15 protein-coding genes and 1 pseudogene are annotated in these 17178 nt (G+C 73.7%); 12 read left to right on the top strand and 4 right to left on the bottom strand.

The window, feature by feature from the left end:
• The first annotated feature begins 17 nt into the window (after positions 1–17).
• From ACZ5TL_RS02225 to ACZ5TL_RS02215, 3 genes and pseudogenes are all read left to right on the top strand, one after another.
• Positions 18–722 carry a glycosyltransferase family 2 protein gene (locus ACZ5TL_RS02225; RefSeq protein ID WP_468586720.1) on the top strand — a complete coding sequence of 235 codons (705 nt, stop codon included), beginning with the start codon at positions 18–20 and terminating at the stop codon, positions 720–722.
• Positions 719–1321: pseudogene (locus tag ACZ5TL_RS02220) on the top strand (TIGR04282 family arsenosugar biosynthesis glycosyltransferase); the annotation flags it as partial. The gene ACZ5TL_RS02225 and the pseudogene ACZ5TL_RS02220, both read left to right, overlap by 4 nt.
• 179 nt (positions 1322–1500) lie before the next feature.
• Positions 1501–2295: a class I SAM-dependent methyltransferase gene (locus ACZ5TL_RS02215; RefSeq protein WP_468586718.1), complete on the top strand. Its 795-nt coding sequence runs from the start codon at positions 1501–1503 to the stop codon at positions 2293–2295.
• A gap of 313 nt (positions 2296–2608) precedes the next feature.
• On the opposite strand, the gene ACZ5TL_RS02210 is transcribed toward ACZ5TL_RS02215, so the two are convergent.
• On the bottom strand, positions 2609–3904 hold the full coding sequence (locus ACZ5TL_RS02210; protein ID WP_468586716.1) for a molybdopterin-dependent oxidoreductase: 1296 nt from the start codon (positions 3902–3904) through the stop codon (positions 2609–2611).
• A 212-nt stretch (positions 3905–4116) separates the two neighbouring features.
• Between ACZ5TL_RS02210 and ACZ5TL_RS02205 the strand changes: the two genes are divergently transcribed.
• The 5 genes from ACZ5TL_RS02205 to ACZ5TL_RS02185 all read left to right on the top strand — a co-directional run bounded on the left by ACZ5TL_RS02205 (position 4117) and on the right by ACZ5TL_RS02185 (position 9509).
• Positions 4117–5424 carry a hypothetical protein gene (locus tag ACZ5TL_RS02205; protein ID WP_468587086.1) on the top strand — a complete coding sequence of 436 codons (1308 nt, stop codon included), beginning with the start codon at positions 4117–4119 and terminating at the stop codon, positions 5422–5424.
• A 133-nt stretch (positions 5425–5557) separates the two neighbouring features.
• Positions 5558–5845, top strand: coding sequence for a DUF4190 domain-containing protein (locus tag ACZ5TL_RS02200; RefSeq protein ID WP_468586714.1), 288 nt, complete (start codon positions 5558–5560; stop codon positions 5843–5845).
• Between the two features lie 498 nt (positions 5846–6343).
• Positions 6344–7516 (top strand): sensor histidine kinase, encoded by a 1173-nt coding sequence (locus tag ACZ5TL_RS02195; RefSeq protein WP_468586712.1) that lies wholly within the window; start codon positions 6344–6346, stop codon positions 7514–7516.
• The gene (locus ACZ5TL_RS02190) at positions 7513–8223 is read left to right on the top strand and encodes a response regulator (RefSeq protein WP_468586710.1); all 711 of its coding nucleotides are present in this window, start codon (positions 7513–7515) and stop codon (positions 8221–8223) included. The genes ACZ5TL_RS02195 and ACZ5TL_RS02190 overlap by 4 nt, the downstream gene beginning before the upstream one ends.
• A gap of 95 nt (positions 8224–8318) precedes the next feature.
• Entirely contained in the window at positions 8319–9509 is a 1191-nt protein-coding gene (locus ACZ5TL_RS02185) for a serine hydrolase domain-containing protein (protein WP_468586708.1), read from the top strand.
• Positions 9510–9518: 9 nt separating this feature from the next.
• Here the strand turns inward: ACZ5TL_RS02185 and ACZ5TL_RS02180 are convergent, their stop codons facing one another.
• Positions 9519–9680 carry a hypothetical protein gene (locus ACZ5TL_RS02180; protein ID WP_468586706.1) on the bottom strand — a complete coding sequence of 54 codons (162 nt, stop codon included), beginning with the start codon at positions 9678–9680 and terminating at the stop codon, positions 9519–9521.
• 242 nt (positions 9681–9922) lie between these two features.
• Here ACZ5TL_RS02180 and ACZ5TL_RS02175 point away from each other — a divergent pair, with 242 nt between their 5' ends.
• Both ACZ5TL_RS02175 and ACZ5TL_RS02170 read left to right on the top strand, forming a co-directional pair.
• A complete protein-coding gene (locus ACZ5TL_RS02175) occupies positions 9923–10126 on the top strand; it encodes a cold-shock protein (RefSeq protein ID WP_003991681.1) in 204 nt (67 codons plus the stop codon).
• Positions 10127–10276: 150 nt separating this feature from the next.
• Positions 10277–11725, top strand: coding sequence for a DEAD/DEAH box helicase (locus tag ACZ5TL_RS02170; protein ID WP_468586704.1), 1449 nt, complete (start codon positions 10277–10279; stop codon positions 11723–11725).
• A 208-nt stretch (positions 11726–11933) separates the two neighbouring features.
• Here ACZ5TL_RS02170 and ACZ5TL_RS02165 read toward each other — a convergent pair whose 3' ends face one another.
• Positions 11934–12926 carry a LacI family DNA-binding transcriptional regulator gene (locus ACZ5TL_RS02165; protein ID WP_468586702.1) on the bottom strand — a complete coding sequence of 331 codons (993 nt, stop codon included), beginning with the start codon at positions 12924–12926 and terminating at the stop codon, positions 11934–11936.
• Positions 12927–13251: 325 nt separating this feature from the next.
• Between ACZ5TL_RS02165 and ACZ5TL_RS02160 the strand changes: the two genes are divergently transcribed.
• Positions 13252–15303 carry an RICIN domain-containing protein gene (locus ACZ5TL_RS02160; protein WP_468586701.1) on the top strand — a complete coding sequence of 684 codons (2052 nt, stop codon included), beginning with the start codon at positions 13252–13254 and terminating at the stop codon, positions 15301–15303.
• Between the two features lie 135 nt (positions 15304–15438).
• Here ACZ5TL_RS02160 and ACZ5TL_RS02155 read toward each other — a convergent pair whose 3' ends face one another.
• Positions 15439–15933, bottom strand: coding sequence for a MarR family winged helix-turn-helix transcriptional regulator (locus ACZ5TL_RS02155; RefSeq protein WP_468586699.1), 495 nt, complete (start codon positions 15931–15933; stop codon positions 15439–15441).
• A gap of 52 nt (positions 15934–15985) precedes the next feature.
• On the opposite strand from ACZ5TL_RS02155, the gene pip reads away from it, so the two are divergent.
• Positions 15986–16966, top strand: coding sequence for a prolyl aminopeptidase (pip, locus tag ACZ5TL_RS02150; RefSeq protein WP_468586697.1), 981 nt, complete (start codon positions 15986–15988; stop codon positions 16964–16966).
• The last annotated feature ends 212 nt before the right edge of the window (positions 16967–17178 follow it).

Genomic DNA, 17178 nt, shown 5'->3' with positions numbered 1-17178 from the left:
CGGTTCGCGTTCGTAGGGTGAGACCCGTGACGACGACACCTTCGGACGTCGACGTGGTGCTGCCCTGCCTGAACGAGGCCGAGGCCCTGCCCTGGGTACTCGAACGGATCCCGCCGGGCTGGCGCGCGCTCGTCGTCGACAACGGTTCCACGGACGGCTCGGCCCAGGTCGCCCGAGCGCTCGGCGCGACGGTGGTGCGTGAGCCGCGCCGGGGCTTCGGCGCCGCCTGCCACGCCGGGCTGACGGCCGCCACCGCCGACGTGGTGTGCTTCTGCGACTGCGACGCCTCCCTCGACCCGGCGCTGCTCGTCCCCTTCGTCCGCGAGGTCCGTGACGGCGGGGCCGACCTGGTGCTCGGGCGGCGGCGCCCGCGGGGCCGGGGCGCGTGGCCCGCGCACGCCCGGGCCGGGAACCTCGCGCTGGCCCGGATGCTGCGCCGCCGTACCGGGCTGCGTCTGCACGACCTCGGTCCGCTGCGCGCCGCCCGGCGCGAACCGCTGCTCGCGCTCGGCCTCACCGACCGGCGCAGCGGCTATCCGCTGCAGATGGTGGTCCGCGCGGCCGACGCCGGCTGGCGGGTCGCCGAGCACGACGTGCCGTACGTGCCGCGCACCGGGGCCTCGAAGGTGACGGGCACGTGGCGCGGGACCTGGCAGGCCGTACGGGACATGAGCCGCGTTCTGGCGGAGACGCCGGTGCACGAAGGGGGAACCGTCCGTTGACCACGCTTCTCGTCATCGCCAAGGAGCCGCGGCCCGGCCGGGTCAAGACCCGGCTGACCCCGCCTTTCACGCCGGCGGAGGCGGCCCGGCTGGCCGAGGCGGCCCTCGCGGACACCCTGCACGCCGTGGCGGCCGCCCCCGCCGCCCGCCGCGTCCTGGTCCTGGACGGCGCCCCCGGCCCCTGGCTGCCGGCCGGTTTCGATGTCGTACCGCAGTGCGCGGGCGGCCTGGACGAGCGGCTGGCGGACGCCTTCGCCCGCTGTGACGGCCCCGCGCTGCTCATCGGCATGGACACACCGCAGGTGACGCCGGAGCTGCTCACGGTGGACTTCGCCGGCTGCGACGCGTGGTTCGGCCCCGCCGAGGACGGCGGCTTCTGGGCGCTCGGCCTGGCACGTCCCGACCCCGGCCTGCTGCGGGGGGTGCCCATGTCGACGCCGTCGACGGGGGCGGCGCAACGGGACCGGCTGGCCGGCGCGGGCCTGCGGGTGCGCGACCTGCCGCGCCTGCGCGACGTCGACACCGCCGCCGACGCCCACGCGGTCGCCGCGCTGGCCCCGCACGGCCGCTTCGCGGCGCGGCTGGCCCGGTGCACGGCGGACCGGGAGCGGGGCGGAGGGCAGGACGAGGGTGAGGACGCGCGGCCCGCCACGCAGCCGGTCACAGGGCAGGGCGCGCGGCCGTCGCCCGGCGCCGGGTCGCCCCCGGGCGGGGAGCGGGGCTCGCACGCGGCTTCCCGGTCCGCCGCGGAACCGGCCTCTCGTCCGGCCGACCGCCGATGAGCACCCCGTCCGCCACCTCCGTGCCCGGCCGGCCCCCCATGAGCACCCCGTCCACCCTCGCCTGGGCGGCCGCCGACCCCTACGACGCCGCCCTGCGCGCCGGTCACGGCCCGCTGTTCCTGCGGCGGGCCGACGGATGGCTGCTGCCGTTGGAGGTGGAGCGCTGGTGCGCCCGGGCCGACACGGTCGACCAGGACGTGCTCGACCGGTGCGAGGGGACCGTGCTGGACGTGGGGTGCGGGCCCGGGCGGCTCGTGGCGGAACTCGCCGGGCGAGGCCGGGCCGCTCTCGGAATCGACGTCAGCGAGGCCGCCGTGGAGCACACCGTACGGCTCGGGGGACAGGCGCTGCGGCGCTCGGTCTTCGAGCCGCTGCCCGGCGAGGGACGCTGGGGCACCGTCCTGCTCATGGACGGCAACATCGGCATCGGCGGCGACCCGCGCGCCCTGCTGGACCGGGTGGCACGACTGCTGCGCCCCGGCGGCCTGCTGATCGCCGAGACCGCCGAGGCGGACGTCGACGAACGCGTGCGCGTCCACCTCACCGACGCCCGCACCGCCACCGGTGACCCCTTCCCCTGGGCGCGGCTCGGCACCCGCGCCCTGCTGCGGTACAGCCGGGGCTGGGAGCGGGCCGGTCAGTGGACCGTCGGCGGCCGGCGCTTCGCCGCGCTGCGCACCCTCAGCAGCCGCAGCGCCAGCAGCAGCGCCGAGCCGCCGAAGAGGACGGCGGTGATCAGCAGCCAGCGGCCGGCGAACACGTCCGCGGGCAACCCGGTGCCGAACCGGTAGCGCTCCTCCACCCTGCCGCTGATCAGCGGAAACCACACGAGCAGCAGCAGCCCCGACAGAGCCGCCGGGACGCGCACGTACAGCACCCACTCCCGGCGCCGGACCGCCCCGAGCCCCCGGACGACCGCCCGGTCCAGGGCCGCGTACAGCGGCAGCAGCACGAAGTCGTGCAGCAGGGCCGCCCCCACGAACCACAGGGCCACGCCGAGCCAGTCGCCGGCTAGAAGACGTACCCCCGCGTAGGCGGCGAGCGCGAACGAGCAAGCCAGGAGCAGCAGCTGCAGGGGGCTGCCGAGGGGGAGGCGTCCTCGCATCACAGTTCTCCGAACGTCATCCGGGCCACCCACTTGGTGTTCAGCACACCGGGCGCCGCGGGCACGATGATCCGGGCCGGGTAGCCGTGGTCGGGGGACAGTTCCTCGCCGTTGACGTACAGGGCGAGCAGGGAGCGCGGGTCGGCCACCTGGTTGGCGCGCAGGGCGGCCTTCCGGAAGGCCCCGCGCCGCTGGAGCGACTCGACGAACACGTCCGGCGGGTCGTCCTCGTACCCGGCGAGGGCCGCCAGGTCGCGCAGCCGCACCCCGCGCCACCACTGGTCCGACGTGGACCAGCCCTCCACGCAGGCGATGGGCAGCGCCGCGCTGTGCAGCGGGAGTTCCGCCAGCTGGGCGCGGCTGAGACGGATCGTGCCCGCGCGTCCCGTCACGACGAGCCGCCAGGCGTCCCGGTCCGTCTCGGCCGCGTCGATCCCGGCGTACGCGGCGGTCTTGTTGATCTGGAAGCCGTTCGGGCCGCTGCCGGGTTCCGCGCCGCCGTGCGGGGCGAGCAGGGCGGTGCGCCGCAGCAGGCCGTCGAAGTTCTGCCCCACCGTCGTGGCGAACAGCAATAGCGAGCCGCCCCCGACGAACCACAGGGCACCCCGCCGGGACACGGTCGGCTCGGCGGGCCGCGGGGACACCAGGTCGTCCCGCTCCTCCCGCTCCCCCTGCTGCCCTCGCTCCTCCTGCTCCGCTCGTTCCGACCGCTCCTCCCGCATCTGACGCAGATTGCGCAGTGCCGTCGGCATCTTCAGCAGCGCGTGAGTCACGAAGGCGCCGAAGAACACCCAGGCGCCGTAGAAGTGCAGGGGGTAGAAGGAGCCCGGGAAGACGTAGTCCAGCTGGACGTTGAGCACCCCGGTCACGAACTCGAAGAGCCCGCCGCCGACCAGCAGGAGCAGCGAGACCCGCTCCAGGGCGTGCGCGAGCGAGCGGGCCGGCGGCAGGGCGAAGAGCCTCGGCACGACGGACCACAGCTTGGCCAGCAGGACGGGGATCAGCGCGATGCCGAGGGTGACGTGGACGCCCTGGTTGAGCCGGTACAGCCAGTGCGGGTTCGTCGGCCAGTCGAAGAGGTAGAAGCCGAGGAGGCCCTTGTCCGGGGTCTTGTCGTTCACCGGCGACAGGTCCGGGTTGTAGGCGGCGTACGAGACCAGTCCCGTCACGAACAGCACCGTGATGCCGGCCAGCAGGACGAGGCCCAGCACCGAGGTGAACCGGGGGCCGCGCAGGGGGCTGCGCCAGAAGCCGGGGGACGTGGGAAGCCGCGGTTCGCGTGGATCGTCTCGCATGAGCCGACGGTAGGCCGGGGTCACCCCGCTCAGGGGTGCCCGACCCATGACGAAACGCTGACATCGGGCCCGGACGGCGGTCCGTGACCGGCCGGGCGGCCTAGCGTTCCGGTGTGATCCGCACCCCGCCCTCCCCGGCCCCCTCACCGGCCCCGCCCCCAGCCCCGTCACCGGCCCGCTCCCCGGCACGCTCCCGAGGCGCGCGGCGCGACCTGTACGCCGCAGGGGCCGCCGTCCTGCTCGTGACGGCGGCCGTGCTGGTCGGCCGCCGCATCCAGGACACCAGCCGCACGCTGTTCGTCGACTGGCCGCCGCTGCTGGCGTCCTGGGGGCCGCACCTGGGACCCGGCACTCCGGCGGCCGTCCTGGTGGCGATCGCCACGGTGGCGTACGGCCCCGCCCTCGCGGCCCGGCTCCGCTGGCGGACCCTGCTGCCGGTGGCGTGGGGCGCCTCGACGGCGTGGACCCTTTCCCTCGCCCTCATCGACGGCTGGCACCGGGGCATCGCCGTCCGGCTCACCACCCGCTACGAGTACCTCCAGGTCATCGACCGCTTCCACGACATCCCGGCGGCGCTGCGGGGCTTCACCGGGCACATCCTCCTCGACTCCCCCGACAACTGGCCCGCCCACATCGCCGGCCACCCGCCGGCCGCCACGCTCACCTTCGTGCTGCTCGACCGGATCGGGCTGCGGGGCGGGGGCTGGGCCGGGATGTGGTGCATCACCGTCGGCGCGACGGCCTGCGTGGCCGTGCTCGTCACGGTCCGCCTCCTGGCCGGCGAGACACTCGCCCGCAGGGCGGCCCCCTTCCTCGTCCTGGCCCCGGCGGCCGTGTGGATGGGCACCTCGGCCGACGCGTACTTCGCGGCGGTGGCGGCGTGGGCGGTGGCGCTGCTGGCGCTGGCGGTGACCGGGCGGTCCCTGTGGTGGGCGGGGGGCTCCGGGCTGCTGTTCGGCCTGACCTGCTACTTGTCGTACGGCCTCACGCTCGTCGCGTCGATCGGGGCCGCGGTCCTCGTGCTCGGCCGGCACGGGATCCGGGAACGGCCCGCGTTGCTGGTGCCGCTGCTCGCCGGACTCGCCGTGGTCCCGGCGGCGTTCACACTCGCCGGGTTCGACTGGTGGGAGGCCTACCACCTGCTGGTCACGCGTTACCACCAGGGCGTGGGCGGCGTCCGCCCCTACGGCTACTGGGTGTGGGCCAACCTGGCCTGCACGGTGTTCGTCACGGGACTGGCGACGGCGGCAGGCCTGCGGCGGACGGGCGCCGTGCTGGTCCGGCGGCGCGCGCGGCCGGGCGGCGAGGTCCGGCTCGCGTTCCTCGTGTCCGCGGCGCTCCTCGCCCTGCTGGTCGCCGACCTGTCCGGCATGAGCAAGGCGGAGACGGAACGCATCTGGCTGCCCTTCGCGCTGTGGCTGCTCCCGGCCTGCGCGCTCCTCCCCCGGCCACGCGCCTGGCTCACCGCCCAGGCGGTGCTCGCCCTGCTCCTCAACCACCTTCTGCTCACCGGGTGGTGACCGCTTCCTGGGAGAAGCCCGGTGACCCACGGACATGGGAACGCCACACAGGGGCATTCGAAGGTGCGAGGCAAAAAAAGTAAAGGAGCGTGCGGCCCGTTCGGTCCATGCAACCGACAACTGGGAGTATCCAATGGCGAGTTACGGCAGTTCCTCTGCCGCGTCCTCCGGATCGCGCACCAACGGCCTGGCGATCGCAAGCCTCTGCTGCGGCATCGTCGGGCTGTTCTTCCTGAACATCATCCTGGGACCGCTGGCCATCGTCTTCGGTGCCATCGCCCGGCGCCAGGCAGCGGTCAAGAACGGCGCCGGAATGGCGAAGGCCGGCATCATCCTCGGCGTCGTCGACGTGGTCCTCTGGCTCGTTCTGCTGCTTGTCGCAGCCAACAACGGTGGATTCAGCTGGTACGTGGGCGGCTAGCCGCCGCCTGGACCGAAGCAGAGGTGCGGGTGGGCACCGGCAGGAGCCGGATGTCCCCCGCCCCTCTCGCCGGTCCGGCTCCCGCCGGGCGCCCTCACCGCCGCGGTCGGCGCGCCGCACGCCGAGCAACCCCAGGCGGGAGGCCCCGGGCCGGGTCTGGCGGGTCACCGTGAACTGACCCGGGGCATCCCTCCGCAGATCCTGACGGAGCGCGGACTGTCCGCCGCCGCACGGGACATCGCCGGGCGCTGCCCGATCCCCGCGGACCTCGACCTCGACCTCCCCGGCCGCCTTCCGGTCACCGTCGAGCAGACGGCAGAAGCTCGGCCTCCCCCCGTCGGCCCCCGACGACCACCGCCGCGTCCTGGCGGTCCTGGCCTACCTGCGGGCCTGACCCCGAGCCCGGCAGGACGGAGATCTCCAGCCTCGCTCCCGGGTGTGAAGCAGCCCCGTGCCGCTAAGGTTCGAGCGACCGGCACGAGACGGGGGGTCGTGAGCGTGACGGGCATACGCAGGGATCTGCTCGGGTGGTGGGAGCGGGGCCGGGACCTGTCAGCGGCCAATCCGCTCTTCGTCGACATCGGCATCGCCCTGCTCGTGCAGTGCGCCATGACCATGCCCTTCGTGGTGCCCCGTGCGGCCGGGCTGCCGCCGGCGACCTGGGGCGCCTACGCGCTGAGCACCCTCACCGTCCTGCCCTTGGTGTGGCGGCGGCGCGCTCCCCTCGCCATGCTGTTCGCGGTGCTGGCGGCCAACGCGCTGTACCGGCTGACCCTGGACGGGCCCGGGCAGCCCCTGCCGTACACCGGGCTCGTCGTGGTGTACACCATCGCCGCCCTGTCGCCCCCGCGGAAGCGGGCCGCCGCCGCGCTGGTACTGGTCGTCGCCGTGCCCGGAGGCGTGTGGCTCAACACCGGCACCGCGCGGGAACTGACCTTCTCCTGTTTCGTGTTCGCCGCCGCCTACGTCTTCGGGCGGCTGACCGACGCCCGGCAGCGCACGCACCGCGTCGAGGCCGAGCAGGCCGCCGCCCGCGAACGGGCCCGGATCGCAAGGGAGATGCACGACATTCTCTCCCACGCGGTGAGCCTGATGATCGTGCAGGCGGAGGCCGGACCGGTTGCGGTACGGGCGGCGCCCGAGCGGGCCGAGGCCGCCTTCGACGCCATCTCCGCGACCGGGCGGGACGCCATGACGCAGTTGCGCCGGATGCTGGGGGTGCTGCGGGACGGCGGCGAACCCGGCGGCTCCCCGCGCGCACCCCAGCCGGGCCTCGCCGAACTGCCCGTCCTCCTCGACCGGGTGCGCGGCAGTGGACTCGACGTCGGGTACGAGACGGCCGGGGCCGTCCGGCCGGTGTCGGGCCCGGTCGGCGCCACCGTCTTCCGCGTCGTCCAGGAGGCCCTCACCAACACCGTCCGGCACGCCCGCGCGCATACCGTGTCCGTCCAACTGGCCTACACGACAGATACTTTGGAGGTACGGGTGACCGATGACGGGCGGGGTCCGCGACCCGGGCGCGGTGCTGGCGGGCACGGTCTCGCCGGGATGCGGGAGCGGGCGGCGGCCCACGGGGGCAGCGCGGTCGCCGGGCCGAGAGCGGACGGACCCGGCTTCGAGGTGCGGGTGCGGATTCCCGTACCGGCCGCCGCCGTGGAGGCGGGGCGGTGACCCTCCGTGTCGTCGTCGCGGACGACCAGGAGCTCGTGCGCAGCGGCTTCGCGATGATCCTGGACGTGCAGCCGGACATCGAGGTCGTCGCTGAGGCGGCTGACGGGGCCGAGGCCGTCGACGCGGTGCGGCGGCACGCGCCGCAGGTGGCACTGCTCGACATCCGGATGCCGCGCCTGGACGGTATCGAGGCCTGCCGTGCGATCAGCGCGGCGGGCGGCTGCCGGACCGTCATGCTGACGACCTTCGACTCCGACGAGTACGTCTACGAGGCGCTGCACGCGGGCGCGAGCGGCTTCCTGCTCAAGGACGTCCGCCGGGACGATCTCGTGCACGCGGTCCGGGTCGTCGCCCGGGGCGACTCGCTGCTCGCCCCCTCCGTGGCCCGGCGCCTGGTGGAGCAGTACACCCGGCCCGCCGCCCGGCCCCGGCGGCCCGATCCCCGCCTGGAGGTGCTGACCGCACGGGAGCGCGAGACGCTGCTGCTGCTCGCGCGCGGCCTGTCGAACGCCGAGATCGCCGCCGAGCTGGTCGTCAGCGACCACACGGTCAAGACCCATGTCGGCAACGTGCTCGCGAAGCTGGGCCTGCGGGACCGGATCCAGGCCGTGATCTGCGCGTACGAGACCGGCCTCGTCGCGGCCGGGGATCCCCCGCCCGGGGGAGCGGGGCAGGCCGGCTCCTCCCCCGCGTCGGCGAGGAACTGACCGGCCGGGACCGCCCGCGCGGGCGATCCGCACGGCGTCGCCGGTCCGGAGGATGGAGACGTCCACAACACCGGTCCTACGCAACGGAGTTGTCCGTGAACATCCGTATCAGCCTGCTCGCCGCACTCGCCGCGCTCGTCGCAGGAGGGGTGGCGGGGCCGTCCGCGCTGCCAGCCGCCGCCTCCGCCCCGGCCCCGCCCGCCGCCCCGGCCCCGCCCGCCGTCGCGGCCGCCCAGTCCCCGAACCCCGCCCTGGAAGCCGCCGTCGCCGGCCTCCCCTCCGCCGACGCGACCGCGGCACTCGTGCGGGTCGGGGGCACGGAGGGCGTCTGGCGGGGCAGCTCCGGCGTGCACGATCTGCGGACCGGTCGTCCGGCCGATCCGGCCGCCCGGTTCCGCGCCGGGTCCGTGACCAAGGTCTTCACCGCCGCCGTCGCCCTGCAACTGGCCGCCGAGGGCCGCCTGGACCTGGACCGCGGCGCCCGGTCCTACCTTCCGGAGCTGATCCCGGCGTCGTACGGGGACGTCACCGTCCGGCAGCTGCTCAACCACACGCACGGCATCCCGGCCCCCGACTTCCCCGGCAGCACGGTCGAGGAGTGGTACGCCGGCCGCTTCCAGGTCCACGACCCGCGGGACATGGTCCGCTCGGCGACGTCGAAGAAGCGCGAGTTCGCGCCGGGCGAGCGGCAGCACTACCTCAACATCGGGTACACGATCGCCGGTCTCCTCATCGAGCGCGTCACCGGTGACACGTACGAGCGTCAGGTCGCGCGCCGGGTGCTCCGGCCGCTGGGGCTGCGGGACACCTGCTTTCCCGGGACGAACCCGCGCATCACCGGGCCGCACAACCACGGCTACCAGGTGATGCGGCTGGACGACGGGACGACCGGGCTGCGCGACGTGTCCGTGTGGGGGGCGACGGACGCGTGGGCGGCCGGGGACATCATCTCCACGACGGCGGACCTGGAACGATTCACCAGGGCCCTGTTCCAGGGGCGGATCGTGCGCGGGCCGCTGCTGCGGGAGATGTTCACGCTGCCGAAGGTGAAGGACGTCGGCAGCGGCAGGCCCGCCGCCTACTCCGTCGGGCTGTCGATGAAGGTCCTGGGCGGGCGCGAGGTGTGGGGCAAGACGGGCGGGCGTTGGGGATACAGCACGGCCATCGCCTCCACCCCGAACGGCTCCCGCACCCTCGTCTACAGCGTCAACTCCACGGACGCCAAGGGCCAGGGCATGAACAAGGTGGCGGAGAACATCATGGTGGCGGTGTACGGCAGGCCGTAGCGGGCGCCGTCACGCCGGGGCGTCCGCCCGGCGGCCGATCGGCAGGCCGCCGGCCACCGTCGTGAGGGACAGCCGCAGCGCCCGGTGGATGTGGGTGCGCACGGTCCGCTGGCTGGGCGTGCGGTAGTCGGCGATCCCCGTGCCGGACCGGCCTTGCGCGGCCAGGGCCATCACCTGAGCATTCGCGGGCGGTGGGGTCGGCGAGATTTTCCGGGCCATCCGCCATCCCCTGTGCTACCGTCGGTCGTGTTGCAGTTTTGGTTCCCAGAGACTTCGAGTGCTCTATCGACCTCCGTCGACGAGCACTCTTTTTTGTTTCCGAGGATTCTCGGATCTCTCCTTAGGGTGATCATCACAGCGACTACGGGCCCGCAAGGTGCGGGCCCTGAGTACTGCCCATAAGGGAGATTCATATGGCTACCGGCACCGTGAAGTGGTTCAACTCGGAAAAGGGCTTCGGCTTCATCGAGCAGGAGGGCGGCGGTCCCGACGTCTTCGCCCACTACTCGAACATCGCCACCTCCGGCTTCCGTGAGCTTCAGGAAGGCCAGAAGGTGACCTTCGACGTCACGCAGGGCCAGAAGGGCCCGCAGGCCGAGAACATCGTTCCCGCCTGACGCTGACGCGTTCTGCCCTGACCGGGGCCCGCACCCCTGCGGTGCGGGCCCCGGCTCGTTTCCCCCATTCCGGCTCGCTCTTGCGAATCCTGCGGCCCTCCGGCGCCGCCGCGCATTCCCCGATACGTGCCGCATCGAGGAAGGTTCCCCATGGACCGCACGGCTCGCAGGAACAACGGCACCACCCGCTCCCGCACCAACGGGTCCCGGTCTCGTAAGACCGGAGGCCAGAACACCGCCTCCCGTCAGGCGAACGGCGGCCACAGCGGGCGACGCCCCGCCCCCAGCCGCGAATTCGCCCCGCCCGCCACGCTCACCCCGGCGCTCCCCGCCGTCGAGGCGTTCGCCGAACTCGACCTGCCCGAGCGGCTGCTGACCGCGCTCAGCGCCGAGGGGCTGACCGCGCCGTTCCCGATCCAGGCCGCGACGCTGCCCAACTCGCTGGCCGGCCGGGACGTCCTGGGCCGCGGGCGCACCGGATCGGGCAAGACGCTCGCCTTCGGCCTCGCCCTGCTGGCCCGAGTCGACGGGCAGCGCGCCGAGGCCCGGCAGCCCCTGGCGCTCGTCCTCGTGCCGACGCGCGAACTGGCCCAGCAGGTCACCGACGCCCTCACTCCCTTCGCCCGGGCGCTGCGGCTGCGGCTCACCACGGTGGTCGGCGGCCTGCCGATCGGCCGCCAGGCGAACGCGCTGCGCGCCGGTGCCGAGGTCGTCGTCGCCACGCCCGGCCGGCTCAAGGACCTCATAGACCGGGGCGACTGCCGGCTGGACCAGGTCGCCGTCACCGTGCTCGACGAGGCCGACCAGATGACCGACATGGGCTTCATGCCGCAGGTGACCGCCCTGCTCGACCAGGTGCGGCCCGGGGGCCAGCGGATGCTGTTCTCGGCCACCCTGGACCGCAACGTCGACCGGCTGGTCCGCACGTACCTCCACGATCCCGTGGTGCACTCCGTCGACCCCTCCGCGGGCGCCGTCGCCACGATGGATCACCACCTGCTGCACGTCGAGGACGACGACAAGCACGCCACCACGACCCGGATCGCCGCCCGCGACGGACGCGTGATCATGTTCCTGGACACCAAGCACGCCGCGGACCGGCTGGCCAAGAAGCTGCTGGCGGCCGGCGTGCGCGCCATGGCCCTGCACGGGGGGAAGTCCCAGTCCCAGCGCACCCGGACCCTGGCCCGGTTCAAGGACGGCCAGGTCACGGTGCTGGTGGCCACCAACGTCGCCGCCCGCGGCATCCACGTCGACAACCTCGACCTGGTCGTCAACGTGGACCCGCCCGGCGACCACAAGGACTACCTGCACCGCGGCGGCCGTACGGCCCGCGCCGGCGAGTCCGGCACCGTCGTCACGCTGGTCCTGCCCCACCAGCGCCGCGAGATGACCCGGCTGATGGCCGACGCCGGCATCACCCCGCAGATCACCCGGGTCCGCTCGGACGAGGGCGAACTGAGCCGCATCACCGGTGCCCAGGAGCCGTCCGGCGTGCCCGTGGTCCTCACCCCGCCGGCCGAGGCGAACCGCCCCGCGCGCACCGGCTCCGCCCCGGGCGGCCGTCGGGGCAGGCCCTCGCGGGGCCGCCGCCGCTGAACCGCTCCGGGCTCTGCGCGTTCGGCGCCGGCCGCAGCACCGTGCCCTCTCCGTCCGCCGGAAGCGGCAGGGAGCCGTCCGGGGCTGCGGCGGGACCGGCGAAACGAGACGCCGGGCCGGGACCGCCCTCGGCGACGAGGGACGGGCGGGGCCGTGCGGGGTGCCCGGGGGACGTCCGATCGTCAGGTCCCCGGCGTCGAGCCGGACCTCACCGCCCCCGCCCCGGCGCCGCCGTGCTCCCCCGCCGTACCAGCCGCGTGGGCACCAGCGTGGTCCCGTGCTCCGCCCCGGCCTCCCGCATCTTGCTCAGCACTCCCTCCACGCACAGCCGCCCCACCTCGGCGAAGTCCTGGTGGATCGTGGTGAGGGGCGGGAGGAAGGACGCGGACTCGGGGATGTCGTCGAAGCCGACGACGCTGATGTCGTCGGGGACGCGGCGGCCGCGTTCGTGCAGGGCGCGGAGCAGGCCCAGTGCCATCTGGTCGTTGGCGGTGAAGACGGCCGTGCAGTCCGGCTCGCCGGCCAGGCGCAGGCCCGCCCGGTAGCCGGACTCCGCCGACCAGTCGCCGCGGACCAGGGGCGGCGGGGTCCGGCCCGCCCCGGTGAGGGTGTCGCGCCAGGCGTTGGCGCGGCGCTGGGCGGCGAAGGAGCCCTCCGGACCGGCCAGGTGCCACACCGTCTCGTGGCCGAGGTCCAGGAGATGGCGTACGGCGTCCCGGGCGCCGCCCGCCTGGTCGGTGTCGACCACGGTGTAGCGGTCGCCCGCGTCCGAGTCGGCCACGACGACCTGTACTCCCGGCGGCAGCGAGACCGTCGCCGCGTCGAGCAGGTGGATCTCCATGATGACGATGACGGCGTCCACGGCGAGTTCGCCGAGGCGGGAGAAGGCGCCGTTCACCTCGTCCTGGGTCGGGACGGCCACGGGCAGCAGCGTGACGGCGTAGCCGTGCTGGGCCGCCGAGGTGGCGATGGCCTCCAGGGTGCGGATGTTGCCCATGGTGGAGAGGGAGAACGTGATCACGCCGAGGGTGCGGAACTCGCCCCGTCGGAGGGCCCGTGCGGCGCTGTTGGGGCGGTAGCCCAGTTCCCGCATCGCGGCCAGGACCTGCCGACGGGTGTCCTCGGTGACCCCGGGGAAGCCGTTGGAGACGCGGGAGACCGTCTGGGAGGAGACACCGGCGAGCTGCGCGACGTCGGCCATGGACGCGCCCTGGCGGGGGCGGGCCGCACGCCTTCTCGTACGGCTCGTCCCCTCGGCTTCTCTCTCACCGTCCACTGTGCCCACCTGCCCCTCGCTCCCCTCGCCGCGCGACCGGCGCAATTTTCGGTCCGGAACGACTCCTTGACCCCTGAGATTCGGACAGTGTAGACATCCCGCCAGTGGATGTTTACGTAAACATCGCCGGTCGAAATCGTACGAGAAGGCACCGAACCGCACCAGAAGCCCGCACCAGTCGCACCACGCAGTCCCCGATCTCTGCGCCCCGCCGGGACGCGCGGCACGCAGAAGAGCTGGAGTACTCGAGATGGCACACCGCACCCGTAAGAGAAGGCTCCTCGGGGCCATCGGCGTCACCGCCGTGGCGACCGGAACCCTCCTGGCCACGACGACCCTGCCGGCCGCGCACGCCGACACCACGGCGCAGGCGGCCGGGGTCACCGTCCGCCCCGACCCCTCCTACAAGCAGGAGAGGTTCGAGGGCTGGGGCACCAGCCTGGTGTGGTTCGCCAACGCCACCGGCGACTACCCGCCCGCGGTACGCGAGAAGCTCTACAAGCTCCTGTTCGGCGACGAGGGCCTCGCCCTGAACATCGCCCGCTACAACATCGGCGGCGGCAACGCCCCGGACGTCAAGGACTACCTGCGCGCGGGCGGCGCGGTCGAGGGCTGGTGGAAGGCCCCGGCGGGCACCACCCGCGAGGACGTCGACTGGTGGGACGCGCAGGACCCGCGCGACTGGAACAGACACGCCGACAAGACGCAGCGCTGGTGGGTCGACCGCATCAAGAAGGACATCACCCACTGGGAGACCTTCAGCAACTCCCCGCCCTGGTTCATGACCGAGAGCGGCTACGTCTCCGGCGGGTTCGACTCGAGCAAGGACCAGCTGAAGCCCGAGTCCGTCGAGGACTTCGCCAAGTACCTGGTGGGCGCGACCGAGCGGCTGGAGAAGGCGCACGGCATCGAGGTCGACACGCTCGACCCGTTCAACGAGCCGAACACCCCCTACTGGGGCACCAGGCTCGGCCCCGACGGCGAGCCGACCGGCGGCCGTCAGGAGGGCGCCCACATGGGCCCCGAGCTCCAGCAGAAGGTGCTCCGCGCGCTGGCCCCGGTCCTGGAGAAGTCCAGGTCGGACGCGGAGATATCCGCGATGGACGAGACGAACCCCGGCACGTTCGCCACCAACTGGAACTCCTACCCCCAGGACGTACGCGACCTGGTCGCCCAGATGAACGTCCACACCTACGGCACCGGCCAGCGCACCACGGTCCGCGACCTCGCCAAGGCCGCCGGCAAGCCGCTGTGGATGAGCGAGGTCGAGGGCGACTGGGGCGACGGCCAGAGCTTCACGGACATGCGGCCCGGCCTCGGCCTCGCCCAGCGCATCGTCGACGACCTGCGCGAACTGGAGCCCCGCGCCTGGGTGTTCTGGCAGCCGGTCGAGGACTACGACAACATGAAGCCGGGCGGCGAGTCCGCGAAGGGCGGCAACTGGGGGGAGATCCAGCTCCCGTTCAGCTGCACGTCCGAGGACACGCTCAAAACCTGCCCGATCTACACGAACACCAAGTTCGACACGGCCCGCAACTTCACGCACTTCATCAAGCCCGGCGACCGGCTGATCAAGACGGACGACACCTCCAGCACGGCGGCGATCTCCCGCAAGGGGGGCGCGGCGACCGTCGTCCACGTCAACAGCGCCACCGAGTCCCGCGAGGTCACCCTCGACCTGTCGAAGTTCGGCCGGGTCTCCTCACGCGCCACCGTCACCCCCGTGGTGACCAGCGCCGACGGCAAGCTGGAGAAGCAGAAGGCGGTCCGGGTCTCCGGCAAGCAGGCCACGGTCACCGTGCCCGCCCAGTCGGTGACGTCCCTCCTCGTCAAGGGCGTGTCCGGCGTCGCCAAGGACGCGGCCGAGCTGAGGAAGGGCCACACCTACCGGCTGACCGGCGTCCAGAGCGGCAAGGACCTCACCCTCGCCGGCAACGGCACGGGCCTGGTCATCAAGAGCGCCGACGCCGCCGACCCCAGCGGTCAGCAGTGGCGGGTGGAGCGGATCCGCGGCACCGACAACCGCAAGCGGTACGTCCTCACCGAGACGGCCTCGGACAAGCGCCTGGCGGTCCGCGACGGTGCGCTGGTGGCGGAGCCGGACGAGGGCCGGCGCGACAGGGCCACCGAGTGGATCATGTCGACGACCGGCGACGGCACATGGACCCTCGTCAACGCCGCGACCGGCCAACTGCCCGACGTCTCCGGCCAGTCGACGAACGACGGCGCCCCGGTCGGCGTGTGGCAGCCGAACTCCGGCGCCAACCAGCGCTGGAAGGTGACGGAGGTGACGGGCGGCTAGCCTCCGTACCGGGCCCACCGAACGCCCCCGCCCCTGCTGCCGTGTCCCGGCGGCGGAGGCGGGGGCGTCTTCGATGTCCCTTCGTCCGCCACGCAGCCACGGTACGCCGCCATGACGGCGCATCAGGGGCGCTTGCTAACGGAGACGGGTGCCAGGGGGCCGGTACGCCGCCGCCACCCGCTCCCGGAACGGCCGCCGGTCCACCGCCTGCGCCACCTCCGTCAGCAACGCGGCCAACGGCATCGAAAGCTCCGCGTCCAGCTCGGCCATCGCCGCCCGCGTGGCCTCCCACTCCGCCTCGATCCGCGGCAGCAGGGCGCGGGCCTTCGGCGTGAGGCCGATCAGGCGGCGCCGGGCGTCCTGCGGGTCGGGCGTGTGGGTGACCAGGCCCGCGCGGGCCATCTGGGCCGCCGTCTGGCTCGCGGCGGAGTGCGTGACCCCCACGGCGGCGGCCACCTCGCGCACGGACAGGGGGCCTTCGGCCAGGAGGGCCCTTACGACGGGGGAGAACCGGGGCCGGTACTCCGCGAGGCCCTGCTCCTCGTAGATGCCGGCCACGTCGCCGTCGAGCAGTTCGAGGACGTGGCGCAGCAGGGTGCCTACGGCGGCGGGATCCGGGTGAGCGCTCATCCTGTTAATCTAACAGCGCTGTTACATCTCATGCGGGGGAGGCATGTCACCCATGGCCGAGCTCCATCCCCCGGTCGAACCGTACGAGCGCGGCATGCTCGACGTCGGCGGCGGCAACCACGTCTACTGGGAGACCTGCGGCAACCCCGAGGGCAAGCCCGCCCTGGTGCTGCACGGCGGGCCGGGATCCGGGGCGGGGCCGTCCTGGCGGCGGCTGTTCGACCCGGCGGCGTACCGCATCGTGCTGTTCGACCAGCGCGGGTGCGGCCGGAGCACACCCGACGCCGCCGACCCGCGGACCTCGCTCGCCGCCAACACCACGCACCACCTCATCGCCGACATCGAGCGGCTGCGGCGGCACCTCGGCATCACGAACTGGCTGGTCCTGGGCGGCTCCTGGGGCGTGACCCTCGCGCTGGCCTACGCCGAGCGGTACCCGGACCACGTCACCGAGCTGGTCCTCCTCAGCGTCACCAGCACCACCCGCCGCGAGGTGGAGTGGGTCACCCGGGACATGGGGCGCGTCTTCCCCGAGGAGTGGGCGCGGTTCCGGGACGCCGTACCGGAGGAGGAGCGCGACGGCAGCCTGGTGGACGCGTACGCCCGGATGCTCGCCGACCCCGACCCGGCCGTACGGGAGCGGGCCGCGCGGGAGTGGTGCCGGTGGGAGGACGTGCACGTCTCCACCCACCCGGGGCACCGGCCCGACCCCCGCTACGAGGACCCGCGCTTCCGCTTCCGCTTCGCCCGCCTGGTCACGCACTACTGGCGGCACGCCGCCTTCCTGGACGACGGGGCGCTCCTGCGCGACGCCGGCCGGCTCACCGGCACCCCCGGCGTGCTGATCCACGGCCGGCTGGACATCAGCGGGCCCCCGGACATCGCCTGGCAACTGGCCCGAGTGTGGCCGGACGCGGAGCTGGTGCTGATCGGCGGGGAGGGGCACGGGCTGTCGGGAGACGCGACGACGGACGCCCTGCTGGCGGCGACGGACCGCTTCCGGCCTGCGACGCCCGGGCGGGACGTGCGGTGACCTCCCGGGCGGGGTGCGGGTGATCTCCCGGGCGGGGTGCGGGTGATCTCTCGGGTCCACTCGGGTGAACTGGAGGGATCGGCACCCTCTTTGGCCCGGCGGAGCCACGAGGCCGGTACCGGTCGGTCGTCGTAGGCAGTGGTGGGAGCGGTGCGGGTCAGCCGTACGGCCGAGGCGGAAAACCGCCCCGGTGCATGAGCCCCGGCCGTTCC

The sequence above is a fragment of the Streptomyces sp. NPDC033136 genome (assembly GCF_055578235.1).
Note: the sequence above shows the minus strand (reverse complement) of the source record. Positions and strands in the feature narration are given on the sequence as shown.

Coding starts and splice junctions, on each gene's coding strand:
- ACZ5TL_RS02175 (WP_003991681.1), top strand. CDS start 9,923: ATGGCTACCGGCACCGTGAAGTGGTTCAACTCGGAAAAGGGCTTCGGC.
- ACZ5TL_RS02160 (WP_468586701.1), top strand. CDS start 13,252: ATGGCACACCGCACCCGTAAGAGAAGGCTCCTCGGGGCCATCGGCGTC.
- ACZ5TL_RS02200 (WP_468586714.1), top strand. CDS start 5,558: ATGGCGAGTTACGGCAGTTCCTCTGCCGCGTCCTCCGGATCGCGCACC.
- ACZ5TL_RS02210 (WP_468586716.1), bottom strand. CDS start 3,904: ATGCGAGACGATCCACGCGAACCGCGGCTTCCCACGTCCCCCGGCTTC.
- pip (WP_468586697.1), top strand. CDS start 15,986: ATGGCCGAGCTCCATCCCCCGGTCGAACCGTACGAGCGCGGCATGCTC.
- ACZ5TL_RS02155 (WP_468586699.1), bottom strand. CDS start 15,933: ATGAGCGCTCACCCGGATCCCGCCGCCGTAGGCACCCTGCTGCGCCAC.
- ACZ5TL_RS02180 (WP_468586706.1), bottom strand. CDS start 9,680: ATGGCCCTGGCCGCGCAAGGCCGGTCCGGCACGGGGATCGCCGACTAC.
- ACZ5TL_RS02170 (WP_468586704.1), top strand. CDS start 10,277: ATGGACCGCACGGCTCGCAGGAACAACGGCACCACCCGCTCCCGCACC.
- ACZ5TL_RS02215 (WP_468586718.1), top strand. CDS start 1,501: ATGAGCACCCCGTCCGCCACCTCCGTGCCCGGCCGGCCCCCCATGAGC.
- ACZ5TL_RS02165 (WP_468586702.1), bottom strand. CDS start 12,926: ATGGCCGACGTCGCGCAGCTCGCCGGTGTCTCCTCCCAGACGGTCTCC.